The organism is Collimonas sp. OK607 (assembly GCF_900111995.1).
In the GTDB taxonomy this organism is placed as follows: domain Bacteria; phylum Pseudomonadota; class Gammaproteobacteria; order Burkholderiales; family Burkholderiaceae_D; genus Collimonas.
On sequence record NZ_FOKF01000002.1, the window covers coordinates 186,245 to 212,620 of the forward strand.

Genomic DNA, 26,376 nt, shown 5'->3' on the forward strand with positions numbered 1-26,376 from the left:
CGGCAGGATGTAGTCCGGCCAGTTGGTGGTAAAGCGCTGCTGTATTTTGTCGCCGCGTTGCAGAGTTACCATCGCAGTCTTGTTGCGGCCGGTGAAAAGCGCCGTAATGCCGATTGCTGCGTTGAGCGCGCCGCCGCCGTTGATGCGTAAATCGAGAATCATCCCTTTGACTGCAGGATTTTTTTTGCGCTCAGCCTGTACCACGTCGATATAGTCGCCGATGGCTGGCTCGGGAAAACTGGCAAGCCGGGTGTACAGCACGTTGCCGTCGAGTAGTTTGGCGGTCACGGGGCGGGGTTTGATGAGCGCGCGTACCAGGGTGAATTCGAGTCGTTGTTGTGAAGCACCGCGCAGCAACGTGACCTTGAGCGGCGCGCCGGTTTCGCCGTTGCGCGTGCGCTGCTCTCTTTTAGTCTGTTCCTGCAACTCGGAGGCACTGCGGAATTGTGCGTAAGGCAGGGTTTTGACGCCAAGGCGAATGGTTTCGTCGAGAAAGGCGGGTATGTCGATTTCTGTCAGGTGCTCTTTCTTGAGCACCTCCACCACCGATTTGAGTTCACAAATTTGCGCTTCCCAATCCGGCGGGCAGGGCGAGACCTCGGCGGCGCGGGCTGTCGCATGAAAACCGGAAGCGACGAGCAGCAGCGGTGCGAGTAGCGAGGCAGGGCTTGGGGTGTGCATTTTTTCGCCGTCCGATCTGCAAGAAGCGCCGAGATTAAAGTCTATCAGCCGGCAGTCCAATCGTGGTGGTTTGTTCACCTGGCTTTAGTTATTGTGCGAGCAGGTCGCAATGAGATTTCGCACCTACAGAAAAGTAGCAAAAAAACTTGCGTCGACGCAGACAGTCCGGCATACTCGGTTTCGATGTAGACGTCATCGCACGCATCAAAAAATTATTTGATGGCAGATACCTGAGTAGATTCATTCGCGGCGCAATCACTTTGCAGATAGCATTGGATGGCGCGAATCTCCTCAAGTATCGGTAACTATCAAAGCCCGCTTCGGCGGGCTTTTTTTATGTGCGCCCCGCATGGCGCACCATACAAGACGCAACCTATAGATTCAGTCCCGCACGCGTGAGTGACGCGCGATCCAGTTAGTCTCCCACGTCTTGCCGCCATCAGTCGACAGCGCTTGCTCCCACGTTGCGTTATCGGCTGCGAGTACCGACCATGTGTAACGGACCCGGACTGGCTTGTTGTCCCATATGTCGTCGCCTTCGAAAATTCCTACGCCGTTGGTGAATTTTCCGACCACCGGCGCTAACAGTGAACCTGTTTTATCCATCCCTCCAGTCTTGTTGTCGAGCCAGTAGATGCTCCAGAGCTTGGTTTCGGGGTTGAAGATGCGCAGCGACATGGCGACAAAACCGGGCCGCCAGCTGATTGGATGAAAGTCATCGTAATTGCCGATGCCGGCCGGCAGCTGGCGCGCCTCTTCGGTGGATTCAAAGGTTTCCCATTCGTCCTTGCCTTGCAAGCTTGTCAGCCGCCGCTGGTTAACTGTGTGCCAGCGCCCTATGACGAAATCGAAATCGCGCGCGCCGTCCGATAGCTGTTCGACTTCTTTCATGGATGCCTCTCCTTTTTGCGTGGTAGCACAGCCGCTTATATAGGATGTTGATAAAAGTATCGCCAACACAAACGACAGGCGACGAAGATGCAATGCCGTTACCGAGAGTGCTGCCATTTTCTTTCCTTTCGTTGGAAGTGTTTTCTGTTTTGCGGAGCAGGGAATGGTTGCCGCAGACCGGTTGTTTGTCTGAAGCTGCATGCATGGTAGGAGCTAAATAGGACGTTATTCGCCCTGTTTCCGGGGGAGTTGAACAGATTATTTGATTGTTTTTCTGCGCAGGGCAGGCGCGGCGGAAGGGCAGTGATTCAATGTATTATTCTGGTGGTACAGGAACCGACAAGGCAAGCCTACCCAGGTAGGCTGCAATCCAGGCAGCTATCACAAGCCGATGTGCTGCACCGCGCAAAAAACCAATCGCCCGAGACAATGCCAATAAGCGACACGATTGAAGGTATTTACCGCAGCGAATCGCGACGCGTATTCGCCACCTTGATTCGTCTGCTGGGCGACTTCGATATGGCCGAAGAGGCCTTGCAAGAGGCATTCAAAGCCGCGATCGAACAATGGCCGCGCGACGGCATTCCCGACAAGCCGGTGCCATGGCTGGTATCGGCAGGGCGCTTCAAGGCGATTGACGGTATCCGTCGCGGGGCAAGATTCACCGCCTATGACGAAGTGGCCGAAACGATCGAAGCGATTGCCGACGACACGCCGGCTTTGGATGACCGTGAGCATGTCGAGGATGATCGCCTGCGCCTGATTTTCACCTGTTGCCACCCTTCGCTGGCGCCGGATGCGCAGATTGCGCTGACCTTGCGCGAGGTCTGCGGCCTGACAACCGAAGAGATCGCACACGCTTTCCTTGCGCCCGCCACCACGCTGGCGCAGCGGATTGTCCGTGCCAAGGCCAAGATCCGCGATGCCCGCATTCCGTACCAGATTCCCGGCCGCGACGAATTGCCTGCGCGTCTTGAGACGGTCCTGCGGGTCATCTACCTGGTTTTTAACGAAGGCTACTCCGCAACTTCGGGAGCGACGCTGACCCGCCATGATCTGTCGCAAGAAGCGATCCGGCTGGCGCGCCTCCTGCTGGAGCTGCTGCCCGAGCCCGAGGTAATGAGTCTGCTGGCTTTGATGCTGTTGCACGAATCGCGCCGCACTGCGCGCAGTTCTGCTGACGGCGACCTGATACCGCTAGACGAGCAGGACCGGACTCTGTGGAATGCCGAGCAGATAGCGGAAGGTTCAGCCCTGGTGGAGCGCGCCTTCTCAACGGGGCGTTTCGGAACCTATGCATTGCAGGCTGCCATTTCAGCCATCCATGCCGAAGCCCGCCACGCCGACGCCACCGATTGGGAACAAATCGTCGGCCTGTATGACGCTTTGCTGCGGCTGGAACCCACGCCGGTGATCGAATTGAATCGTGCGGTGGCAGTCGCCATGCATCAAGGCCCGGCGGTCGGGCTGGCCTTGGTGGATGACTTGATTACGGGTGGCCAGTTGCAAAACTATCATCTGGCACATGCCGCCCAGGCCGATTTGCACCGGCGCCTGGGTCACGTTGCAGAAGCACGTGCGGCGTACGGTCGCGCATTGGCTTTGACCCGGCAAGAGCCGGAGCGCCGATTTCTGCATCGGCGCCTGGCGGGTTTGCCTGATTAGCAACTCCTCGTTGCGCTTGTTCGTATCAGAGAAATAAAAATATTGAAGGTATTGTCGATTAGTTGCCAATTAGTTGTCGATTTTGCCGTTCCCGGTTCGACTATCTAATGTAAATGTTTTTGAAGCGACACCGGCGGGCAATGCACCGTTGGTCGTCATCCCCCCAATATCCATCCATCTATTGGAGACCATGATGAATTATTTATGCCTCGTCTATCTTGCGCAGGACAAACTCCACGCCTGTCCGGACAGCGTCTGTTTTGCGTATGGGGAGGAGCTGCGCAACAGTGGCCACTTCATCGCCGGACAAGCGCTGCAATCGACAGACACGGCCACCACCTTGCGGGTACGTAACGGCCAGCTCTCCCTGACCGACGGCCCGTTCGCCGAAACCAAAGAACAACTGGCGGGTTTCTACATGATCGAAGCCAAGGATCTCAACGAGGCAATCCATCTGGCCTCGAAAATCCCGCCGGCCAAGTTTGGCAGCATAGAGGTGCGCCCGGTACGGGAACTTGACCTTACCAACATCGCGCCGGCGCCAGCGGTCGCCTGAACCCGGATTGCGCTAATTGAAAGCTGAATGGCCATGTGCGGGAACTGGCGTATAAGGTGTCGCTGCCTAGACCGAAGACATGAGGCGCACGATTTCTTTCCACAGGAAGTTAGCCGCGGGGCTGAGTTTTCGTCCCACGCGCGTTGCCACATAGCGATCGAACGTATTGGCGATCGGATGCTGAATCGGCACAGCTACCACGAGTCCGGCGTCCACCTTTTCCCTGGCAGCCAACTTTGTCATGAATGCGATGCCCAGGCCTTCAGCCGCAAGCGATGACGCCACGGAGAAGAGATCGCAGGTGATTGTTGGCGATACACTCAGGTTGGCGTCCCAGAACATGGCGGTAACGTAACTCTGCGCCGCAAACTTTCCCGACATGAAAATGAGCGGGTCGTGTGTCAGATCTTCGATGCATATGGACGTTCTCGAAGCCAGCGGATGGCCAGCAGCGACGATCGCACACAACGGTTCTCGCTGGAACAGGCGCGCATTCAGAAGGGGATCGCGGGAAGTGCCGACGGAGACGCAGATGTCGGCCTCATCCTCCCGGATCATGCGAACCAGCTCCGGCAGTGGTCCCGTGCGGATATTAAGGGCGATGTCCGGGTACTTTTGATGGAAGCGCTTGAGCACCACTGAAATCAGGCTGCCAACCAGCCCCTCGCCAACCGCCAGCGTCACGTGCCCGCGCCGGAGGTCACGATACTCGGCTAGCTGCAGGCCAAAGCGCTTTGCATGACGCTCCCGCTCGTGGCCGTACTCAACGGCGGCAAGTCCCACCTGGGTGAGCGAAATACTACGCCCCTTGCGCGACACCAGCGCCAGTCTCAGGTGGCGTTCCGTCGCTGCGATCTGACGGCTAATCGTCGACACATTCACGCCTAGAGATGCGGCGGCTTGCCGCATTCCCCCATGTTTCGCCACCGCGCCCAAATACTCGAGCGTGCGCTCGCTGATCCCTTCGCCCTCTGTCGGCATACGTCTCTCCTGTTGCGTCCAACGCAACATTGTCGCACATTCGGATGTCGGTTTTAGTGCTGCTTCTGGCGCATACTTCGAGCTCAAACATAGGGCCCAATCGTTATCTATGGGGCGACAAGCCAGCGCGGCTGTCGATTCCGACGGCCGGCGCCCGCCAGAAAACCATATGAGGAGACAAAATGGAGGCTAACCAGATTTCGTCCGGCACGGTGGCGCCAGACACGCGCGACAACTCGCAACGCAAGCACACGGCGATCAGCCCGTATGTGTTGCTTTTCGCGGTGCTGATGATTGCGGCGATTGCCACATGGATAATTCCGGCCGGTGAATTCGACCGGGTGGTCAAGAACGGCATCAGCTTCGTGGTTCCACATAGCCTCAAGAGTGTTTCGCAGCACGGGATCGGTCTCGCGGCAGTCTTCATGGCAATTTCGAAGGGAATGATCGCTTCGGCGCCGATCATCTTCCTGATCCTGTTTACCGGTGGCGCATTGGCTGTGCTGGAGAAAACCGGCGCGGTAAAAGCCGCGCTCGGCCACATCGGGACCGGATCAAATGCGCAGGACGTCTCGGTTATTCTCACCGTCTGCGTCATCTTTTCGTTGTTGGGGACCATCGGTGTAGTAACTAATTCGGTAGTGGCGTTCGTGCCACTGGGCCTCTTGATTGCACGCTCACTTCGCCTGCCCGCCGTCTTCGGCGTGGCCTTCATCTACCTGGGGACATATTCGGGTTTCAACAGCGGCGTTCTTAATCCGGTAACCACCGGGCTGTCGCAGCGCCTGGCGGAATTGCCCATGTTCTCCGGGATCGCGTTTCGCTCCGCAGTGTACGTCCTCTTTGTCATCGCGACGATCGGGTTTCTCATTGTCAACGTCCGGGCATATCGGCGTAATCCGCAGTCGCAGAGATTCCTGATCGCCGAACACGATCTGGTTGCGGCTGTACCAACGGAGAGCAGCGTGCGGCTGACTTGGCGGCAGATTGCCGCGATCACTTTCTCTACCGTCGCGCTCTGTGTCTTTGTTTTCGGTGCCGTGGAACTGCATTGGGGGGAGACCGAGATGATCGCGATGTTCATGATCATCGCCATCGGCTCTGGTCTTATCTGCAGGGTGCAGCCGACCCAGATTGCGGATGAGTTCCTGGCCGGGTCGGGCAAACTGGTCCACGGGGCGCTCATAGTCGGTCTTGCGCGCGCCATTTCTACCGTGCTGAGCAACGGCAAGATTCTCGATCCCATCGTTAACCTGCTTTCCGAGCTACTGGCTCCCCTTCACCCCATGGCTGCCGCCATCGGCATGTTCCTGAGTGCGGCGGTAATGCATATCGCGATCTCGTCAGGCTCTGGAGAGTCGGCGGCATTGATCCCCATTTTCGCGCCGCTGGGCGATGCACTCCATTTGACGCGCCAGGTCACCGTGCAAGCCGTGCTCCTGGGCGAAGGGATCATGAACTGCTTCAATCCAACGTCCGGGGTGTTGATGGCCGTGCTTGCGACCGCGCGGATTCCTTACGGACAATGGGTACGTTTCCTCATGCCGCTCATCCTGCTGTGGAGTGTCATCAGCATTGCCGCGCTGATAGTCGGTGTCCTGATTAATTGGGGACCGTTCTAAACGACGCAGCTTGCCCCGCATCGATGCAAGGGCGTCCTGTGGCACCGCCGCAACCGTCGTTTCAATCAATCATTCATGGAGGCTCTCAATGCCGCTCAAGATTTTTACAACACTTACCGATATTGCGCCTCATGAGCCGGATCTGACACGCTTACGCTATCAGTTGCATTGCAATCCGGAACTGGCCTTCTGCGAGAATGAAACTTCGGATTTGGTGGCCGATCAGCTACGAGCATACGGTTATCAGGTTCACAGGAATATCGCGAAGACCGGACTGGTTGGAACACTCACGGCAGGCGAGGGGCGCCGTACGATAGGCATCAGGGCCGATCTCGACGCGTTGCCGATTACCGAGGCAAACACCTTCGCACACGTGAGCCGGAATCTCGGGAAAATGCATGCTTGCGGCCACGATGGCCACACGACAATGTTACTAGGCGCGGCGAAACATCTTGCGCAGACGCGGCGCTTTAGCGGCACAGTGAACCTGATCTTTCAACCTGCGGAAGAACGCGGGTTCGACAGCGGCGCCAAACAGATGGTTGCCGAGGGCCTGTTCGAGCGGTTTCCGTGCGACGCCGTGTTTGCCCTGCATAACCATCCCGGCAAGCCGGCAGGCACCTTCATGTTTCGCTCCGGTGCTTTCATGGCGGCAGGCGACCGCGTATATATCAAAATCGTCGGCCAGGGCGGCCATGCGGCCAGACCGCATCTTGCCCACGATCCCATCGTCGCCGCATCGAGCATTGTGATGGGGTTGCAGACCATTATTTCGCGAAACGTCGACCCGACGAAGTCAGCCGTGATCACAGTCGGGAAATTTGCGGGGGGAGATGCCCCTAACGTTATCCCCGGCCAGGTTGAGCTGAGCTTGAGCGTACGATCGTTTGACCCGGATGTTCGAGCCATGCTGAAAAACAGGATCATCGCGCTCGTGAATTCCCAGGCGAAGAGTTTCGAGGTTGACGCGGTCATCGACTATATGGAGGGATATCCGGTTGTCAGCAATACCGACGAGGAGACGCGCTTTGCCATCGAGGTAGCCCGGGAGCTGGTAGGCAGCGACGCAGTGAACGACAACATGGAAATGCTCATGGGCAGCGAGGATTTCGCCTATATGCTGCAGGCTCGTCCTGGCTGTTTTCTGCGCATCGGGAATGGTCTTGCCGATCAAGGGCGGGGCTTGCATAGCCCGAATTACGATTTCAACGACCAGAATCTTACGGTCGGGGCGGCGTTCTGGTCGCGCCTGGTCGAGCGTTATCTCGACCCGGATCGCGTGGCGGCTTGACGATAAATGTGTGTGTTCATCGTTCGCACAACGCCTGAACAAACAAATCAAATTAATGCGTGCAAGCCTTGATACCCTACATAGATGCCAACCAACAAGATCAATGCCCCCGAAAAATAGGGCGCTTTCCGCGCAAATTCACCGAATCCGCTCCAACGTTTGGAAACGTGTTTGACGCTCAAGGCTGCCAGCGCACCCGACAGTACCATGGTCAGCGCCAGGCCAATGCTGAAACACAAGACCAGTGTGGCGCCGAGCGCGATTTTTTTCAGCTGCAGGCATAGCAGCAGCACCGTAATTGAAGCTGGGCAAGGAATCAGTCCGCCGGTGAGGCCAAACATGATGATTTGTCCAGTCGTCACCTCGCGATTGGCGAAGCGGCGGCGGATGTCGTTGGCGTGGGCCAGCTCGTGCGGATCCTGATATCCCGGTGCCGCCACGTCCAATCCTTCATAGTCCTTAATCGCGTGATGATGGTGGTTGTGTTCAGCGTATTCCACATCATAATCATGGCTGTGATGCTCGTGCCCCAGGCGCAGCCGGGCGACGAATTCATGCGGCTCGGGAATCTCTTGCTGCGACTCGACAAAACCGCTGCGCTGTACAAAGGTAAATAACTGACTGCTGCCGTCCGGTCGTTCAGTCTCGATTCGTATCTGATCGGCTGTCCAGACGTGACCATGTTTGCTGTCGTTGAACAGCTGAAAACGCGGCGGAACACCGTCTTCGAAGATATCCAGGCGCACGACGCCGTGACCTGTGTCGATGCGCCTGGTTTCGTCATGTCCGTGATCATGGTCGTGGTCATGATCGGCAAGATGTTGCTGCCGCCAGGTGCGCCACATCATCCACGCCGCGACGCCGATGATCAAGACGGCAGAGGCCACCTGAAAATACGGTTCACTTGCCTCGGCGTTCCATTGCCTGCCGAAGTACAAACCAACCAATGCCACAGCCCACACCACGGCAGTATGAGAAAGCGTGGCCGACAAGCCGAGCAGTACAGCTTGTGTCATCGTCCCACGTATCGCGACAATGAAAGCCGCCATCATGGTCTTGGAGTGGCCGGGTTCGAGGCCATGTAAGGCGCCCAGCAAGATTGCACTGGGAATGAAAAGCCAGGCGTTGGACGCGCCTTGCTGTAGCAGGGTGGAAAATTCAGTCATGGGACAAACCTAAAGAATATTGCGATTGCGGAGTATTGAAGCGAGACGCACCAGGCGCTTATTTGAAGTAGCTTTTGACCACATCGATCAGTTGCTCGCGAGCATCGCCATGCCCATCATGGTCATGCTCGGCGTCAACCAGGTGAGTACGGATATGGTCTTCCAGCACCACGGCCAGCAAACCATTCATGGCGCCGCGACAGCTGGTGATTTGCTGCAGCACATCCATGCAGCCTTTTTCTTCTTCCAGTGCGCGCTCAATGGCGTCGACCTGGCCGCGAATGCGGCGCACGCGATTCAAGAGCTTTTGCTTGTCTTTGACGGTATGACCCATGGTCGCCTCAATAAATAATATAGGGGGGTATACTATATTTGGGCGTCAGGGTTGTAAACTATATTGACCGCAGGGAAGGCGATGGGTTACATTTTCGGCGGCCAGTTATGTGTCTCATTTTGGCAGCGCTTGCACCATGCGTAGAACGCGTCATACATTACCATGCCATGTTTTAGCATCTCCTGGTCATTGCTGAAGTTCTGCGACAGTCCCAGCGAAAGGGCATATAGCCCCGCCGACTGTGGGGTCAGATTCAACCTCGACGTATCGGCGCCACGCACAATAAGCGCAAGCTGGCTCAACGCAGGATCTTCAAGGTTATATTTTTTCAGGAACGCATCGAAGCTGCATAATTCGCCGTCATGGGTCAGCTCCACATCCGGTATGTCGTACGGAATCGCGCCGGTTTCACGGGCAACGCGCAACACGTCGCCAGGAGGAACATAGAGAAATTCGGCTTGCTGATCGATAAAGCGTGCCACCAGCCACGGACAGGCGATGCGGTCGATCTTTGGACGCTCGCGGGTAATCCATTTCATGATGTTTCTCCTTCATTTCAAATGTCACACCTATGCTTTTGACACTGCAGCAATCCGGCTCGCCACTGCATCCCACTGGATGTTCTTGAAAAAGGCGTCGATGTATTTGGCCGCCGCTGCGCCGTAGTCCATCTGGTAAGAATGTTCGTACATGTCCATCACCAGGAGCGGCAAAGTCGCCGCCGGGCCGTGGGCATGATCGGCAAGCCAGTAATTTTCCAGCAGGCGAGTATGCGTATTGAAGCCGAGCACAACCCAGCCTGAATCGCCGCCCAGGCCAGCGCCGATACGGCGGAATTCGGTTTCCCAGGTATCGAAGCTGCCGAATGCATCGGCAATCACCTTGCGCTCCGGCGCGCCGGCTTGGCCGCTGCCGCCCAGGTTGTCGAAGTAGTATTCGTGGAACACTACCGAGCCTGTACGTAGCAGATGCTCGCGCTTCAGCGCATTGTAGATATAGGGCGGCGTGTCCTTGTTGGCTAATGCCTCAGTGAGATGTTTCTTGACCACACCCAATGCCTTGACCGAGCCACCGTAATTGTTTTCCCAATGAGAACGGATCAGGCGTTCCGACAGGCCGCTTAGTTTGGCAGGATCAAACGCAAGCGGTCTTAGCGTTGTCTGGCTTTCAAAGGCAGGTAGCATGGGCATGATGGCTTTCTCCACAATAGGTGAGGTGCTGGCAGCTTTTGCCGTACCCAGCGCGGCTACGGTCGCGGCGGCTGTGCACAGCATGGATCGGCGTTGAAGATCGGGATGTTCTCTCATTGGGATAACTCCTGGTGGTGTCAGGTCAGTGATGTAACAAGGGGTACCCCACGATCCCGATCAGAGCCGCGCCAATCACGATGACTGGTTCAGGCAGTTTCTTGAATTTCCATAGCAGTGCAGCAGTCGTCAGCGCCAACAGTGCGGTGGGAATATCGATGATTGACCTCTGCGCAATCACTACCACCGACCCGGCGATGGCGCCGATGGCTGTCGCTGTAATGCCATCGACGAAGGCGATCAGCGCTGGCAGCTTGCCGTATTTCTTGAAGTACGGCGCAGCGATGACGGTCGCCAGGTAGCAGGGAACAAAGGTTCCTACGGCGGCCACGACGGCACCTGGCAGGCCGCTAATCAAGTAGCCAATGAAGCCGGTGGTAATCACCACGGGCCCCGGCGTAATCATGGCGACGGCTACGGCATCGACAAATTGTTTTTCGGTAAGCCAGTGATGCTCGGTGACGATGCCGCCATAGAGAAATGGCACGATGGCCAGGCCCGAGCCAAACACGAAGGCGCCGGCCTTGGTGAAAAAAAGCGCGATCTGAATCAGAGTGTTGGCATCCGTCGCCGATGCGAGAGCGATGTTCGGTAACTGTGTCGGCAGTAGCACAGCCAGGCTCGATGTGCCGAACTTAGGCTTGCAGCGGATCACCCAAACCAGCACGCCGGCGCCGATGAACAGCAATGCAATTTCGGACTGTGTGATGATAGTCACGGCCGCCAGCAATAAGAAAATGCCCCATAGAAGCTTATCGCGGCCCAGGTTCTTGCTGGCGAGTTTGTGGGCGCTGATAGCCATGATACCGATCACGGAAGCGCCTACGCCGTAGAAAACGGACTGCATCCATGTCAGTCCGCCGAACGCCACGTAGGCCCATCCCAGGGCGACCACCATCAGGAACGATGGCAACACGAAAGCAAGTCCCGCCACGGTCGCGCCGAGCAGCCGGAAATGTACGAATCCCAGATAGATTCCCAGCTGTGCGGCCAGCGGACCGGGTGCGATCTGCGCCAGCGCCAATCCCTCTTTGTAATCCGATTCGCTGATCCAGCCGCGGCGCTCGACCAGGTCGCGATGCATATAGCCAACCAGTGCGACCGGCCCGCCAAAGCCAAACGTACCCAGGCGCAGGAAGTACAGGATCAGTTGCCACAAGGTGTAAGTCGGTTTGCTTGTTTGTTCCATGATTACGATTCCTGTTGCGGCGTGGCTTCTTGTTGAAAGGCGGTCAGCAGCCCGTCGAACACGTTGCTGGCTGTCGCCAGAAGTTGGTCGTCATCGGTGATAGCTTCGCGCAGGCCGGCGAGGACGCTTTCAATTCCTACCGACTCCGGCGGCTGCACACCACCAACATCAAGGTAATGCACCAGCGCGCCAAGACGCTTGAGCGCCGCTTGCTCAAAGCCAAAACTCGCCAGCAGTACCTCGAAACTGACACGGCTTCCTACATGGCTGAAGGTCGCGCCGTCGAAGTCAAAGCCCAAGGCGTCGGCGGGGCAATCACTCGGAGATGCCAGCCACAATAGCCGCGCTTGTGGATCAATAAAGCGACGGATCAGCCAGGCGCAGGCCAGCCGATCCACCCAGGGGCGCCGCCGCGTTGCCCAGGTGCGTCCCTGGTATTGCTGCAATGACAGAAGGGAGATGGTTCCATGGACTGGATGAGGTTCATCCGGCGCCAGCACGCGGGCTGCTGTCAGCTCCAGCTCTTGGAGGGTTGCGTCGGTTTGCCGTTGGGCTTCACCGGGGAAAAAGTCGATATCGGCAAGGCCGGCAAAGGATTTACGCAGCTTGCGAATTTGCTTTAGCGTTTCCAGCACGGTGTCGGCGGTGAGTGTTTCCCGTACCTTGGCGGTGTCCGCCAGCAATGCCGCGTAGTCCTCGCTGCGGTCGAATAGTCCAACAAAATTAGCGCCATCGGGTTCTTCAACGCGCAGGACAAAGGCGGTGCCGCCGCCAGAGAGCACATCGGCAGCGACGGCCTCAAGCGTGTTGCGGCAGGTCTCGCGCTCTGGCATCAAATAAACGCCGTCGCGCAAGACGGCCGCGCCACTAGCCTTGAGTGCGCGCCAGGCGCGCATGCGCGCCGTCGCGTTCTCTGTTGGCAGGCTGGTAATAAGTGAAAGATATGCATTCATGTAGATAATCCTACACAATGGTATGAATATCTACAAGTGTACTTTTGTGGAAAATCAAAACAGCTGACGACATTACTTCACAGCGTCGTGTTCGCTCGCGTTAAGCAAAAAATAGGCAATTGTTTATGTCGTATATAAACAATGTGCTTATATTTTTGATAATGATGTGTGCCTTGCGGATATGAGAGAATTTGATGCAATAATTGTCGGGGCAGAGCCAACCAGGCTTGACGCATATGAAGAGATACCGGTTCAGGTGACCCGCAACCTTGGCCTACAGTGTCGAATGAATCGAAGCTCGCCGGCCGGCTTCCGCCACAGCAAGGGCGGCATATCGTACGCTGGCAGCGCAGCCAGTCGATCCGCTTGCTGCGGTCATGCCTGCCGCGTCGGCCGGGCCGAGTTAGCTAGGCTCGTGACTCAGCCGGCACATCGGTGCCGCGGGTTGAGTATTGGGCACGGCTATTGTTTCGCTGGCAAACGCTTAGAGGTTGATATATGCAACGCCAGCGCTTCGGAACGACGGAAGTAACATGTTGAGCGCCCGCTTTGGCGAGACTCGACGGGCGGCTTTTATCCTTTTTAACCGAGGATGGCTAAGCGCGTTGTCACACACTTGAGCGGTGTCGCGGTCGCGTATCTCAGGGAAGACAACGTCCCGGTGCGCCAGGTACAGATCGATTTTCTGCGTCTTGACAGGGTTGTTGTTACTGCCCCGATCGGGGCGAGGTCTGAAACAAATTGGCCGCATTATTTGTTGAAAGACCAGCGTCGCCACGCACTGGCGACGCTGGAGCAGCAGGCCCTGTCTATCCTTGAACCAGACAAGGCCCCTGGCAGTCGGCATTACGCGAGATCGAAGCGGTCCGCGTTCATGACCTTGACCCAAGCCGCGACGAAGTCCTTGGCGAACTTCTCCTTGGTATCCACAGCCGCATAGACCTCGGCATAAGCCCTCAGCACCGAGTTGGAACCGAAGATCAGATCGTTGCGCGTGCCTGTGTACTTGACCGCGCCGGTCTTGCGGTCGCGTCCTTCGAACAATTCGGCCTCGCTGTCCACGGCTTTCCACTCCAGGTCCATGTCCAGAAGATTGACGAAGAAGTCATTGCTGAGTACGCCGACCTTGTCGGTGAACACACCGTGCTTACTACGATCAAAGTTGGCGCCGAGTACCCGCAGGCCACCGACCAGCGCGGTGAGCTCCGGTGCAGTCAGCGTCAGCAGCTGGGCCCGGTCGACCAGCAATGCTTCGGTCGCCGCACTGGACTTGCCCTTGTTGTAGTTGCGGAAACCGTCGGCGAGTGGCTCCAGCACGGCAAAGGCTTCGACATCCGTCTGTTCCTGTTTGGCGTCGGTGCGGCCCGGTGCGAAGGGCACCTCGATCGAGATCCCGCCCGCCTTGGCCGCCTGTTCAACACCAACGCCGCCGGCGAGCACAATCACGTCAGCCAGCGAGGCCTTGCCCGAAGCCTTCTGGATGTCGACCAGCTTTGGCAAAACACTCACTGCCGTCGCGTTGACTTCCCAGTCCTTCTGAGGGGCCAGAGCCAGGCGTGCGCCATTGGCGCCGCCGCGTTTGTCACCGCCACGGAAGGTGGAGGCGGAAGCCCAGGCCACCGACACCAACTCGGCTACCGATAGACCAGAGGCTGCGATCTTGGCCTTGATATCGGCAATGTCGGCCGGTGATGGCTGGTGCGTTGCAGCCGGCAATGGGTCCTGCCAGATCATGTCTTCCTTCGGCACTTCGGGGCCGAGGTAACGTGCCTTTGGGCCCATGTCACGGTGGGTCAGCTTATACCAGGCGCGCGCAAAAGCTTCTGCAAAGGCTTGCGGATCCTCATGGAAGCGCTTGGATATCTTTCCGAACTCCGGGTCGAAGCGCAGCGTCAGGTCGGTGGTCAGCATGGTGGGCTTGTGGAACTTACCTTGCACATGCGCGTCGGGAATGATGTCCTCGGCATTCTTGGCCACCCACTGTTTGGCTCCAGCCGGCGACTGGGTGAGCTCCCAGTCGTACTTGAACAGGTTTTCGAAGAAGTTGTTACTCCACAATGCCGGAGTTTTGGTCCAGGTCACTTCCAGGCCGCTGGACACGGTGTCTTTGCCGTGGCCGCTGCCAAAGTTGCTGTTCCAGCCCAGGCCCTGGGCTTCGATGCCCGCGCCTTCCGGTTCGGGGCCCTTGTGCGATTCTGGCGCGGCGCCGTGCGCTTTGCCGAAGGTGTGGCCGCCGGCGATCAAGGCAACGATCTCCTCGTCGTCCATGGCCATGCGGCTAAAGGTGGCGCGAATGTCCTTGGCCGCAGCCATGTAGTCGCCGCTGGCGTTCGGGCCTTCCGGGTTCACGTAGATCAGGCCCATGTGGGTGGCCGCAAGGTTGTCGTCCAGTTCGCGGTCACCATGGAAACGCTTGTCGGTCCTCAGCCAAGTGGTCTCGGCGCCCCAGTTCACGTCCAGGTCCGGTTCCCACACATCTTCACGGCCGCCAGCGAAACCGAAGGTGCGGAAGCCCATGGACTCCAGCGCCACATTACCGGTCAGGATGAAAAGGTCGGCCCAGGAGATTTTCTGGCCATATTTTTGCTTGATCGGCCACAACAGGCGGCGCGATTTATCAATATTGACGTTGTCCGGCCACGAATTGAGCGGTGCGAAACGCTGTTGTCCACGACCGCCGCCGCCTCGACCGTCGAGGGTGCGATAGGTACCGGCCGAATGCCAGGCCATGCGGATGAACTGCGGACCATAGTGACCAAAATCGGCCGGCCACCAGTCCTGGCTGTCGGTCATGAGTTTGATCAGATCTGCCTTGAGCGCCTTGTAGTCAAGTTTCTTGAATTCTTCAGCGTAGTTAAACTGTTCGCCCAACGGGTTGGACTTATTGGAATGCTGGTTCAGCAAATCGGTGCGTAGCTGATTCGGCCACCACTCTTTGTTCGTTGTGCCGCCGCCGGCGTGATGGAAAGGACATTTGGCTTCAGTTGACATGGGGATCTCCTTTGTCGTGGGTGGGTTAGGTGACTACAGCATCTCTTTAACCAAGTCGTTCGGGCCAACAGTGTGTAAACTTTGATTATCGCCTATTGCAGCGCCCTTATCCCGAGCGGGAGCTGCTGCAATACTTGGACCGCTGCCAAGACAATGACCGCCACCGCGATGGTCGCTGGAGATAGAGCTGGCAGCCCGATATAGCGCCCGGGAAGTGAACTATTTTTCATGAGGCATCGCCTGATTCTCAAATAGCATATTTATAGTAATTGCAATTCAGTGATATCTGAAATTAATTATTTTCATTAAATCAATAGCTATATACAATCGCTAGCTCGGCTTAGACCGAGATAGCTCAAGTCATTCGACCATCTGCGCCTGATCGCCTCCGGCTACAACCAGATTAAGTGTAATGCGCCCCGTCTGCTCAGGCGTAGTGACCTCATCAGCAGAAATAGATTCAAAGCGAAGTTGGGGTTCCCTCTACGATCTAGTCGTCTCTGTTTGCAGCTATTCGACTATGACCAGATTTTTACGGCTAGTACCACCATACCGAATGCGGTCAGTAATCCGAGCGCGGATACAAACTCGTAATCAGCGCACTCGGCTCTTTTGGGATTGATGGTACGTGGGCAGCGGCCAAATGTCGCAATTTTGATAACCCAGTATCCGAACCAAAAGAAAATGAAACTAAAAATCAAATGCCTGAAAAGCCATGAGGCAAAGCAAACAAATGTTTCCATGCGCCAGAGTCCTTGCAATACGCGTTAATTAAAGGTCGGTTTACTACCGTCATGATCGTCCGTTAATAGACGATCAATAGATAATTACGGGTCCATTACGGAACAATTACGCTCCGTCGGGATGGAGATTTTCCGCTACCTTCCATTCCCTGTCGGCGTTGTGGTTGTTACCTGCGCCCGCCATTTTTTCAAATACTGATCAATCAGGGCAGTGTGATATATCTGTGGTTCCGAATGGACCACTTCGCCGGATTTTCCGGCGGCCGTGATGTCATCGTTTTCCCAGGTCGTGACCAGAGCCTTGGCTTTGTCGAAAGCATCGCTAAAGGATGCGCTGCCAGGCAATGATTTTTGGAAAAAAGCTTTGCCGAAATAGGTAAAATCATTGTCGTCGGAACATCCGAAGGAGGTCCTGTCCTGGCGTGCGGCGGTAATCACCATGGTGTGTTCGTCCTTTAACGGCGCAATGAAACCGCCGGCGTAGCAGGCTGAGACTACAACCACCTTCCAGCGTATGCCTGACTCGGACAGCAGTTTCCCTAGCTCCTTTGCTTCAAGATTGCGCAGCTCCATGCCATTCTGGGCCAGACTCAATTCATGATCCCGCGATCCGTGGCTGGTGAGGAACAGAAACAAGATGTCGTTTTCCTTGTCCATCCGGCTGGCGATGGCGTTCAGGCTTTCGCGGATGCTGGTCACCGTCGCCATCGGCGCCTGCGCTACCGTATTGCGGCTGTTCACCAGCACTACGGAACGTCCCCGGGTGCCAAAATCACGGTCGAATTGTTTGCGGACAAAATCTGTCTCGCGGTGAAATACTTCTTGCGAACCGTCGCCGGCGACGGCCAGCAGGTACATATTGATCTTGCCCGGTTCATGCGGCGCAATTGCCTCCAATTCCTTGTCGAGCAGGGTGCGTTGATTGTATAAGGCGGTTTCTATATTCAGCCTGGTTTGCGCTTCGGTGTTCTTGTCGTCCAGGACGCCGTAGCTCCAGGTGCCGCGGTCCTCGGTGCGGCCATCTTTTTGTGGTGAAGCGTAAGTAAGGACGCCTTTACCCTCATACATGCCGTAGGCAAAATTTCCTGTGTACCGATCGCCTTTGGCGTTCCGGTAAATCCCTTGTCCGTGGTATTTCCAGTTTTTGAACTCGCCCACATAGCTGCTGCCGTCCTTGCCGATGTAGTGCGCTTTTCCAGCCAGCCTGCCATCGGCAAAAATGCCTTCATAAATATTGCCGTTTGCATCGGTAAGCCGGCCACCGCCTTGCGGGCGCCATTTCTTGAAAGCGCCGACATAGCGAGAACCTTTGTGAACCTGGTAGATGCCGTACCCGGTGAATTCTCCTTTGTCGAATTCACCCTCGTAGAATTCTTCATCTTTTACTTCGAATCGCCCCTTGCCTTGATATTGCCCGTTGGCGAATTCACCGGCATATGTGCGTCCGTCCTGATACTTGATTTGACCTTTGCCAGCGTACGTTCCAAGCTTGAATTCGCCGTCATAGAGGTAGCCTGTCTCTGAACGATATTTTCCTCTTCCAGAAAACAGTCCTTTGTCAAAACCGCCTTCGTAGCTGGCGCCGCTAGCCCATTCGATTTTTCCATGGCCTTGCATCTTGCCGTCTGCGAGCTGGCCATAATATTGACCACCGTCTGGCGTAATTGTGCCCGGGGCAGGTGGCGTTGCAGCGGCGGCGATCATCAGTCCCGAGAAAAATACGCATGTAGCTATCGCGCTTGCGGCCATGAGGCTGCGGCCGCGATTGCCTTTTATAGTTTTGTTTTCATGCATATATTTTCCCGCTTCCAAGATTTTTGATTGCCGCAAGTTGTAGAGTGGCAATTTAACATGGAGTGTTGTCTTTTTGCATAAAATCTAAAGTTGGAGGGGGCTGTTGCTCTGTGCGCTATCGAACAAGCGAGCGTATTTCGGGTTTATACTCAAAACACGTTTCCAGCGTCGCCAGCGTCACTCCCAATAGCCAAACCAGCCTTGGAGTTTCATCATGGATAAGCCTCCAGATCCCAGGGAAAACCATTTGCTCGCCGCGCTTCCGGACGCTGAATGGCAACGTTGGCTACCGCAGCTGGAAGCTGTCGAAATGCCGCTCGGCCAGGTACTGTACGAATCGGGTAGTACGCTGAATTATGTCTATTTCCCGACCACGTCCATCGTTTCGCTGCTGTATCTGCTGGAAGACGGAGCCTCGGCCGAGATCGCCGTAGTGGGCAACGAGGGCATCGTCGGTGTTTCCCTGTTCATGGGGGGCGAATCCACCCCCAGCCGGGCGGTGGTGCAAAGCGCCGGCCAGGGTTTTCGGCTGCGAGCACGGGTGATGAAAGAAGAGTTCAACCGCGCCGGCCCGGTGCTGCACCTGCTGTTGCGCTACACCCAGGCTTTGATCACGCAGATGTCGCAGACGGCGGTGTGCAACCGGCACCATTCGCTGGATCAGCAGCTGTGCCGTTGGCTGCTGTTAAGCCTGGATAGGTTGCAGGGCAACGATCTGGTGATGACGCAGGAATTGATCGCCAACATGCTCGATGTACGTCGCGAAGGCGTTACCGAAGCCGCGGGAAGTTTGCAGGAGGCTGGATTGATTCGCTATGTGCGCGGACACATTACGGTATTAGACAGGGCGGGGCTGGAGAAGCGTACGTGTGAATGTTATGCAGTGGTCAAGAGGGAGTGCGACCGGTTGCTTCCTGATAAATTGGCAATCTGAATCGAGATCGAGATCGAGATCGTCCCCTCGGCTGTTCTACGTCTGGCGCATCAATTAAATTCCCCTATGTGTGCTAACAGACAGTCAGGCACTAATGTCTGCCGCAAACTACTATTACTACCCGACATTGTATTTGCCAATAACGCGATCTTCATCTCGCTCCGGCCCCCTGCAAATTAAGGTGGTGGGCCGGCAATATACCGGAGAACTGGTTTGGGCACCGTCGAGAATCATTTGATCGAACTGCTTCCGCGCAAGGAGCGGTTGCGCCTGCTTGCTGTCAGCGAGTTGATTGCGCTGGAGCCGGGTGACATATTGTGCGAACCCGGCAAGCCGATCCGCCACGTCTATTTTCCTATTGATGCATCGATTTCATTGATGGCTTTGATCGATGGCAGCCCCGGTGTGGAGGTTGGCATGGTGGGACGGGAAGGCATGTTGGGAGGACAGGTGGTGTTGGGTGTGGCCATCGCGCCGGTGCATGCAGTGGTGCAAAATCCTGGCACTGTACAGCGCATAAGTGTCAGCGCTTTCCGCAGCGAACTGGCGTGCAGCCCGGCTTTGCTACGCGGTATGCACAATTATCTGTATGTACGCATGGCGCAAATGATCACCTCGGCGGCGTGCCTGCGTTTTCATTTGATCGGACCGCGATTGGCGCGCTGGCTCCTGATGAGCCAGGATCGTGCACATTCCGACCACTTCCGGGTTACCCATGAATTTCTGGCTACGATGCTAGGTGTACGCCGCGAGGGCATCACTGCCGCCGCCAGCGCCTTGCAACGTGACGGGCTTATAGAGTATCGGCGCGGCAACCTCAAGGTACTTGACCGGCCGGGACTGGAGGCTGCTGCATGCGGGTGTTATGCAGTCGAGCGCGAGGCCTACGCAGCGTTGCTGTAGTTGGCGCGTACGGAAGCTTGTATAGAAGTGGGCCGCGGCCTGCTATTTTTATAGCAAGACGCCGACAATTTTGTCAGGAGTAAGCGCGTCGGCCCTGCCACACAATCAACGTTTTCCAGCCTGGTTACCGATGACGCCGCCAACTGCTGCGCCGCCGACGGTGCCAAGGGCGCTACCGTTGGTCAATACAGCACCGCCGACGGCGCCTATGCCGGCGCCGATTGCCGTGTCTGTGCCACGTCGGGACATGCCGTCACATGCGCTCAAGCCGAGCGCCATGATCAGAGTCATTGCGCCGACTGAAAGTTTTTGGTTCGTTTTCATGGAATACCTCTTTGTGAAATATCGAGTTATAGGGAAATGCCTACACCCTGATTCGAAAGTAATCTTAAAACTGTACCTGGTCGGTGCGGTGGCGCACTTAAGCTTGCATTCAGTTACGTGCCGGGCTTGGCAGCGGTTGCCTTCCCGGTGCATTCGTGGCAGCATGTTCTGGAGTCCTTTTCGCAGTCTGCAGTCATCACTGGGAGTAACCAGCTATGAATATCGACGAGCTAAAATCGGTGGCTAGCGCCATCGTTGCGCAACAAAAGGGTATCCTGGCCGCGGACGAAAGCGGGCCGACCATCAAGAAACGGTTCGATGCAATCAAACTCGAATGCACAGAAGAGAACCGCCGTCGCTATCGCGAAATCCTGTTCACTACCGAGGGTGTGGAGCCTTATATCGGTGGCGTCATCCTGTACGATGAAACGCTGCGCCAGAGCAGTGCCGATGGAACGCCTTTTGCCGAGCTGCTGACGCGCCGCGGCATCATCCCGGGGATCAAGGTGGATGGCGGCGCCAAGCCGCTGGCACTGCATGTGGGTGAAAAAATCACGGAAGGACTGGACGGCTTGCGCGAACGCCTTCAGGAGTATCAACAGCTGGGCGCCAGGTTTGCCAAATGGCGTGGCGTGATCGAGATTTATGAAAGCGATATTCCGAGCGCGTCAGCCATCCAGGCCAATGCCCACGCGCTGGCGCGCTACGCAGCGCTGTGCCAGGAAGTCGGTATTGTGCCTATCGTTGAACCGGAAGTGCTGATGGATGGTTCCCACAGCATCCAGCGCTGCGAGGCGGTGACCTCACAGGTGCTGGAAATGGTCTTTGCCGAGCTGGATGCGCAGCGGGTTGCGTTCGAGGGCATGCTGCTCAAGCCCAACATGGTCATCGCCGGTATGAAGTGCCCGCAGCAAGCCGATGTGCAGCAAGTTGCCGAGGCTACCATGCGTTGCCTGACACGCTATGTGCCGGCAGCCGTGCCGGGCATTGTCTTTTTGTCGGGGGGGCAAAGTGCACAAGATGCGACTGCCCATTTGAACGCAATGAACAAATTCGGCTCGCACCCGTGGCCGGTGAGTTTTTCTTACGGGCGGGCGCTGCAGGCACCGGTATTGACGGCTTGGAAAGGGTTGGAGCAGAACGTGGCGGAAGCGCAAAAAATCTTCTTCCATCGTTGCCAGTTGAACGGCCTGGCGCATCTCGGCAGGTACGAGAGCGCCATGGAGGAGAATCTGTCCTCATAAGATCTGAATCGAGAGCTGAACCACGCTCAATAGCGGATAAGAGCGGATGCCGGTCAGCCAGAGGTATTCCGTATCTTGGCGACCGGATGGGCGCGCAGGCGGAAGCCGTCTGGCATGCCCGACCCCAGCAAGGGTTGCAGGTAGAGCCGGAAAGCATCGGTGACGTCGGTGCCGCTGGCGGCGATCAGTTCATCTTCCATGACCCTGGTTTTACCAGCCACCACATCCAGATCCAGCAATTCGTAGTCTACCGAGTAAGCGCCGTTACGCTTGATGGCGACCGTGCCGTTGCGGCCTTTGTGCACCGCAAACTGCAGCGCCTTTTCACCGACCTCGCGCGCTTCCCGCTGGTCCACATCGGATACGCATCCCATGAACGAACGTTGCAGATAGCCGAACGTATCGCCGCGGACGCGCTTGATATTCAATTTCGATTTAATCTCTTCGCATAGCAAATCTGCCAGGGCGCCGTTGCCGGATAGCTGGACGTTGCCGTGGGCGTCGCGCTCCACTGTTTTCGCTAGCAAGCTGGCGATAGGCGTGCCCGATGCATCGTGTATACCTTCGGAAACGGCGATCACGCAACGACCGAAGCGTTGGTAAGCTTGTTTCACATCGGCCAGGAATTTCTCCAGTACAAAAACACGCTCCGGCAGATAAATCAGGTGCGGTCCGTCATCGGGAAATTTTCTGCCTAGCGCTGACGCTGCCGTCAAAAAGCCGGCGTGCCGTCCCATCACCACACCGACGTAGACGCCGGGCAGCGAGGCATTATCGAGGTTGGCGCCGGCAAATGCCTGGGCTACGAAGCGTGCCGCCGATGGAAAGCCTGGCGTGTGATCGTTGCTGACCAGATCGTTGTCGATGGTTTTGGGGATATGGATACAGCGTAAGGGGAAGGCTAGTTTTTCCGCCTCCAGGCTGAGAATGCGCAAGGTGTCGGATGAATCGTTGCCGCCTATGTAGAAAAAATGATTGATCTGGTGCGCTTGCAGCACCTGGATAATTTCCTGGCAATATTTAAGGTCAGGTTTGTCGCGTGTCGATCCCAGCGCGGAAGATGGCGTGTTCGCCACCAGCATCAGGTTGCTGCTGGTTTCCTGGCCGAGGTCGAGAAAGTCTTCGTTGACTATCCCGCGCACGCCATTCCGAGCACCATACACCAGCTCGACATCGGATATGCCGCGTGCTGCCAGGACCACACCCACCAGCGACTGGTTGATTACAGCGGTAGGGCCACCGCCTTGCGCGATAAGGATTCTTCTGGATTGCATTTGCATTCTCCTTGAACACTCACACTGGTTGAACGGAGCTGCCACGCTCCGATTCTACCTCCATCGCGCAGGCGCGGGCTAACCGCCTTATTTGGCCTTGTTTGGTCTTACTTCCCCCAGATTTTCTTATACTCCGCGCGATAGCCGTTAGTCGGTTCAAAGGTGTTTTGCTGGCCCCCGTGAAATGCGATGTTCTGCTCCGTGACCAGATACACAGGCGTGGTATAGGTGCTGGCTTTCTCGCCGGCAAACGAGCGGTTCAACTCATCGATGATTTGCCAGCCTTGCTGGCTGAACGGTTCCGGCACGGTGGCAACCTGCACACTCTTGCTACGGATGCGGCGATAGGCCGATTCAGAACCTTCTCCGGCAGACAGCGCCTCAATCTTGTTGCCGGCGATAATTGCCGCCGCGGCAGGCGTTGCCAGCAAGTCAAGATAGTTGTCATTGACGCCGATAATGTGCGTCCATTTTTTGCCGAAGCGCTGCGTCAGTGAAGTGAGCAAGGCCGGCATCTTGTCGGCTGTGGTGGTGGCTGGTAATGCCTCTACGCTGAGCAAGCTGCAGGTCCGGCATTGTTTGATTGCCGCGGCTATTGCGTTCGATTTCGACTGTTCATACAGACTGTTCGGATCAGTGAGAATCACCACGCCGGCCTTGCCGTTTGAGTTGACTACCCCTAACAAGGCTGCAATCAATGCCTCTTCTTTAGGATCGGCGGTGACGTTGGTGAACAAACCGTCGCTGGGGCCGATCCTGGTCGAAGCATGCCAGCCGATCACCGGCACTTTCTGGGCATTGGCATTATTCATTTCCTTGGGTTGTTCGTTGGCGTCGATCCCGGCGAGGACGATGCCATTCGGCTGCAAGGCCAGCGCTCTGCTGAAGGCCTCCGCGTGTTTGGTGTTGACACCCCAGCAATCGATCACAAACACGTCCCAGCCAGCTACAGCCGCCGCTTCCTTGACGCCGTTGGCGACGCGCATGACGCTATTGTTCTTGAGGTTGGAGGCGATCAGCACAATCGATTTTTTTTGTGCCGCAATTTTCGGGCCGCTGGTGGGGCCGTCCCAGGTGGTTTTGAAGGCCATCGCCTTGGCGATTCTGGCGTTGGCGCGGTTCAGGTATAACGTTGGATCTTCCTGGGCGAATGCTGAATTAGTGAAACAAAAGACAAGTGCTACCGTTACGAAATTAAAATTGATCAATTTCATTATTTTTATCCGGATTTGACTGCGTATGGTCGGAGCGGATTTCCCGCTTGTTTTTTTTATTGCAAACTAAAAGCTCCTGGCTACTCCCTGTACTGCAACCACCATATTTCTCCCTGAGCTAGTGCTGACGCCATTTTCAAGCAGATTGGCAGGCGTTGAAAACGGCGTCGGCAGCAGCGTGCCTTAGCTTACGCAAAGGTTAAATGCTTGTCTATTGGAAATCTATTCTAGAGTTGCCGAAGGGAATTTATTTGTGAAAATAAAGTTATTATTTGGATAATTTTATCTGTGTTGATATCTGACACTCGGTTCTTCAAGATTGCGGACAAACAACGGTAAAATGAGAAAGAAATAGGGTGGTCACGAAGTGCCCACGCGTGACCGCGATAAGCGGGGTACAGACCCTTGGGGCACTGAAATAGGCATGTACGTGGAGTGAGTTCACGCGTGGGCACAAAGGCGTGCCCACCCTACGGATAACGCTGGCAGATCAGGTCAGGGCCGAAGTGACTTTCAAGACTTCTTCCACCGTGGTGACGCCTTCCATTACCTTCAACGCGCCAGCCAGGCGCAATGGTTTCATCCCATCGGCGATGCTTTGCTGTTTCAGCGCGTGGATGTCGGTTTCGGTCTGGATCAGTTTCGAGAACGGCTGGGTGATGGTCAGCAGTTCGTACAGGCCGGTACGGCCACGGTAGCCGGTCTGGCGGCATTCCGGGCAGCCGACCGGATGGTAGACGGTGGCAGGCTTCGGCAGGTTCCAGCTTTCAACCAGCGTGGCCCAGACTTCATCGGCGACATGGCCATCGGCGCTTTTGCAGTGGATGCAAAGCGTACGCACCAGGCGTTGCGCCATGATGCCGATCAATGTGGTTTCCAGCAGATAGTAAGGCACCCCCAGTTCCAGCAAGCGCATCACCGCCGACGGCGCGTCGTTGGTATGCAGGGTCGACAATACCAGATGGCCGGTAAGGGCCGCCTGGATGGCCATTTCCGCGGTTTCCAAATCGCGGATTTCGCCCACCATGATGATGTCCGGATCCTGCCGCATCAAGGCCCGCACGCCGTCGGCGAAGGTGAGGTCGATGCCATGATTGACCTGCATCTGGTTGAACGAAGGTTCCACCATTTCAATCGGATCTTCCACCGAGCAGACGTTGACTTCGGAAGTGGCCAGCGCCTTGAGCGTGGTATACAGCGTCGTGGTTTTACCGGAGCCGGTCGGGCCGGTCACCAGGATAATGCCGTGCGGCCGCTTGGTCAGTGCATCCCAGCGCAAGGCATCGTCAGTCGGGAAGCCCAGTTCCGGCAAGGTTTTCACCACCACATCCGGATCGAAAATCCGCATCACCAGTTTCTCGCCGAAGGCAGTCGGCAGGGTAGACAGCCGCAGTTCGATTTCCTGGCCGCCGGCGGTACGGGTCTTGATACGGCCATCCTGCGGCCGGCGCTTTTCGATAACGTCCATCCGCCCCAGTAATTTGATACGCGCGGTCATAGCGATCATGACTACCGCCGGCACCTGGTACACCTGATGCAGGACGCCGTCGATACGGAAACGGATGGCGCTGAAATCGCGCTTGGGCTCCATGTGGATGTCGGAGGCGCGTTGTTCAAACGCGTATTGCCACAGCCAGTCGACGATATTGACGATGTGCTGGTCGTTGGCGTCGACTTGCTTGTTGGATTTGCCGAGTTCAACCAGTTGCTCGAAGTTGTTCCGCAGCGCCAGATCTTGTCCGCCTGTTTTGTGGGCGCTCTTGATCGATTTAGCCAGCGTGAAAAACTGCGTGATGTATTGCGTGATATCGAGTGGATTGGCAATCACGAGCCGGATGTTGCGGCGCGAAATCTTGGCGATTTCCGCCTGCCATTCGGTGCGGAACGGCTCGGCTGTGGCAATCACCAGATCGGTCAGGCTCAGTTCAACCGGCAGGATATTGAAGCGCGTGGCGTAACTAGCCGACATGACGTCGGCGACTTTGGCGAAATCGATCTTCAGCGGGTCGATCCGGTAGAACGGCATTTGCACCTGGCGCGCCAGCCACTCGGTGAGCCACTCGAGCGTGATGGCGCGGTGCGGCGGTAACGCCGACTGGCGTTTGCATTGGGCGACAGCATTGAGTGGATGGATCGCAATCGGAGCGTTGCGGAAAATTCCCTGCGCCTGGGTATAAAAAAGTTTGACTTCGTTTTTGTCAACGGTGCCATCGTTCAGCAACCAGGTGAAGATTTGCTGCAAGTCCAGGTTTTTTTGCGATGCAGTGTTCATTGCAATAGGGATGTCGGTTGGTTGAGCCAGGTTTATCTGATGTGCTT

The 26,376-nt window shown here is 56.4% G+C and carries 21 protein-coding genes and 1 pseudogene; 7 read left to right on the plus strand and 15 right to left on the minus strand.

Annotation, left to right across the window (positions count from 1 at the left end; genetic code table 11):
- Both BM029_RS02540 and BM029_RS02545 read right to left on the minus strand, forming a co-directional pair.
- Positions 1 to 681 (minus strand): annotated as a pseudogene (locus tag BM029_RS02540) (S41 family peptidase); the annotation flags it as partial.
- Positions 682 to 1,062: 381 nt separating this feature from the next.
- Complete coding sequence (locus BM029_RS02545) at positions 1,063 to 1,572, minus strand: hypothetical protein (RefSeq protein ID WP_092432339.1); 510 nt, start codon at positions 1,570 to 1,572, stop codon at positions 1,063 to 1,065.
- A gap of 429 nt (positions 1,573 to 2,001) precedes the next feature.
- On the opposite strand from BM029_RS02545, the gene BM029_RS02550 reads away from it, so the two are divergent.
- Together BM029_RS02550 and BM029_RS02555 are read left to right on the plus strand one after the other, a co-directional pair.
- The gene (locus tag BM029_RS02550) at positions 2,002 to 3,237 is read left to right on the plus strand and encodes an RNA polymerase sigma factor (protein ID WP_092432341.1); all 1,236 of its coding nucleotides are present in this window, start codon (positions 2,002 to 2,004) and stop codon (positions 3,235 to 3,237) included.
- 190 nt (positions 3,238 to 3,427) lie between these two features.
- Positions 3,428 to 3,793, plus strand: a complete 366-nt coding sequence (locus tag BM029_RS02555; protein ID WP_244544870.1) for a YciI family protein — start codon at positions 3,428 to 3,430, stop codon at positions 3,791 to 3,793.
- Between the two features lie 66 nt (positions 3,794 to 3,859).
- Here the strand turns inward: BM029_RS02555 and BM029_RS02560 are convergent, their stop codons facing one another.
- Positions 3,860 to 4,774, minus strand: a complete 915-nt coding sequence (locus BM029_RS02560) for a LysR family transcriptional regulator (RefSeq protein WP_244544871.1) — start codon at positions 4,772 to 4,774, stop codon at positions 3,860 to 3,862.
- A gap of 182 nt (positions 4,775 to 4,956) precedes the next feature.
- Here BM029_RS02560 and BM029_RS02565 point away from each other — a divergent pair, with 182 nt between their 5' ends.
- Entirely contained in the window at positions 4,957 to 6,396 is a 1,440-nt protein-coding gene (locus BM029_RS02565) for a YfcC family protein (protein ID WP_092432348.1), read from the plus strand.
- Positions 6,397 to 6,484: 88 nt separating this feature from the next.
- Positions 6,485 to 7,687 carry a M20 aminoacylase family protein gene (locus tag BM029_RS02570; RefSeq protein ID WP_092432350.1) on the plus strand — a complete coding sequence of 401 codons (1,203 nt, stop codon included), beginning with the start codon at positions 6,485 to 6,487 and terminating at the stop codon, positions 7,685 to 7,687.
- Positions 7,688 to 7,734: 47 nt separating this feature from the next.
- Here the strand turns inward: BM029_RS02570 and BM029_RS02575 are convergent, their stop codons facing one another.
- From BM029_RS02575 to BM029_RS02615, 8 genes are all read right to left on the minus strand, one after another.
- The gene (locus BM029_RS02575) at positions 7,735 to 8,853 is read right to left on the minus strand and encodes a nickel/cobalt efflux protein RcnA (RefSeq protein WP_092432352.1); all 1,119 of its coding nucleotides are present in this window, start codon (positions 8,851 to 8,853) and stop codon (positions 7,735 to 7,737) included.
- A 58-nt stretch (positions 8,854 to 8,911) separates the two neighbouring features.
- Positions 8,912 to 9,187, minus strand: a complete 276-nt coding sequence (locus tag BM029_RS02580; RefSeq protein WP_092432353.1) for a metal/formaldehyde-sensitive transcriptional repressor — start codon at positions 9,185 to 9,187, stop codon at positions 8,912 to 8,914.
- A gap of 86 nt (positions 9,188 to 9,273) precedes the next feature.
- The gene (locus BM029_RS02585) at positions 9,274 to 9,726 is read right to left on the minus strand and encodes a chromate resistance protein ChrB domain-containing protein (RefSeq protein WP_092432356.1); all 453 of its coding nucleotides are present in this window, start codon (positions 9,724 to 9,726) and stop codon (positions 9,274 to 9,276) included.
- A gap of 30 nt (positions 9,727 to 9,756) precedes the next feature.
- On the minus strand, positions 9,757 to 10,377 hold the full coding sequence (locus BM029_RS02590; protein WP_170850963.1) for a superoxide dismutase: 621 nt from the start codon (positions 10,375 to 10,377) through the stop codon (positions 9,757 to 9,759).
- A gap of 142 nt (positions 10,378 to 10,519) precedes the next feature.
- A complete protein-coding gene (locus BM029_RS02595) occupies positions 10,520 to 11,683 on the minus strand; it encodes a chromate transporter (RefSeq protein ID WP_092432361.1) in 1,164 nt (387 codons plus the stop codon).
- Between the two features lie 2 nt (positions 11,684 to 11,685).
- Complete coding sequence (locus BM029_RS02600) at positions 11,686 to 12,636, minus strand: chromate resistance protein ChrB domain-containing protein (RefSeq protein ID WP_092432363.1); 951 nt, start codon at positions 12,634 to 12,636, stop codon at positions 11,686 to 11,688.
- 846 nt (positions 12,637 to 13,482) lie between these two features.
- Positions 13,483 to 15,627, minus strand: a complete 2,145-nt coding sequence (gene katG, locus BM029_RS02610) for a catalase/peroxidase HPI (protein WP_092432367.1) — start codon at positions 15,625 to 15,627, stop codon at positions 13,483 to 13,485.
- Positions 15,628 to 16,505: 878 nt separating this feature from the next.
- On the minus strand, positions 16,506 to 18,164 hold the full coding sequence (locus BM029_RS02615; protein ID WP_092432370.1) for a C13 family peptidase: 1,659 nt from the start codon (positions 18,162 to 18,164) through the stop codon (positions 16,506 to 16,508).
- A gap of 214 nt (positions 18,165 to 18,378) precedes the next feature.
- On the opposite strand from BM029_RS02615, the gene BM029_RS02620 reads away from it, so the two are divergent.
- Both BM029_RS02620 and BM029_RS02625 read left to right on the plus strand, forming a co-directional pair.
- The gene (locus tag BM029_RS02620; RefSeq protein WP_092432373.1) at positions 18,379 to 19,098 is read left to right on the plus strand and encodes a Crp/Fnr family transcriptional regulator; all 720 of its coding nucleotides are present in this window, start codon (positions 18,379 to 18,381) and stop codon (positions 19,096 to 19,098) included.
- Positions 19,099 to 19,332: 234 nt separating this feature from the next.
- Positions 19,333 to 20,001, plus strand: a complete 669-nt coding sequence (locus BM029_RS02625; RefSeq protein WP_244544873.1) for a Crp/Fnr family transcriptional regulator — start codon at positions 19,333 to 19,335, stop codon at positions 19,999 to 20,001.
- A gap of 105 nt (positions 20,002 to 20,106) precedes the next feature.
- Here the strand turns inward: BM029_RS02625 and BM029_RS02630 are convergent, their stop codons facing one another.
- Positions 20,107 to 20,280 (minus strand): glycine zipper 2TM domain-containing protein, encoded by a 174-nt coding sequence (locus BM029_RS02630; RefSeq protein ID WP_371329078.1) that lies wholly within the window; start codon positions 20,278 to 20,280, stop codon positions 20,107 to 20,109.
- 260 nt (positions 20,281 to 20,540) lie between these two features.
- On the opposite strand from BM029_RS02630, the gene BM029_RS02635 reads away from it, so the two are divergent.
- Entirely contained in the window at positions 20,541 to 21,569 is a 1,029-nt protein-coding gene (locus BM029_RS02635; protein WP_092432380.1) for a class I fructose-bisphosphate aldolase, read from the plus strand.
- Positions 21,570 to 21,622: 53 nt separating this feature from the next.
- Here BM029_RS02635 and BM029_RS02640 read toward each other — a convergent pair whose 3' ends face one another.
- The 3 genes from BM029_RS02640 to BM029_RS02650 form a co-directional block, all read right to left on the minus strand.
- Positions 21,623 to 22,843, minus strand: coding sequence for a 6-phosphofructokinase (locus BM029_RS02640; protein ID WP_092432383.1), 1,221 nt, complete (start codon positions 22,841 to 22,843; stop codon positions 21,623 to 21,625).
- 107 nt (positions 22,844 to 22,950) lie between these two features.
- Positions 22,951 to 24,057: a substrate-binding domain-containing protein gene (locus BM029_RS02645; RefSeq protein ID WP_092432385.1), complete on the minus strand. Its 1,107-nt coding sequence runs from the start codon at positions 24,055 to 24,057 to the stop codon at positions 22,951 to 22,953.
- Between the two features lie 490 nt (positions 24,058 to 24,547).
- The gene (locus tag BM029_RS02650) at positions 24,548 to 26,329 is read right to left on the minus strand and encodes a type IV pilus assembly ATPase TfpB (RefSeq protein WP_092432387.1); all 1,782 of its coding nucleotides are present in this window, start codon (positions 26,327 to 26,329) and stop codon (positions 24,548 to 24,550) included.
- Positions 26,330 to 26,376: the final 47 nt, after the last annotated feature.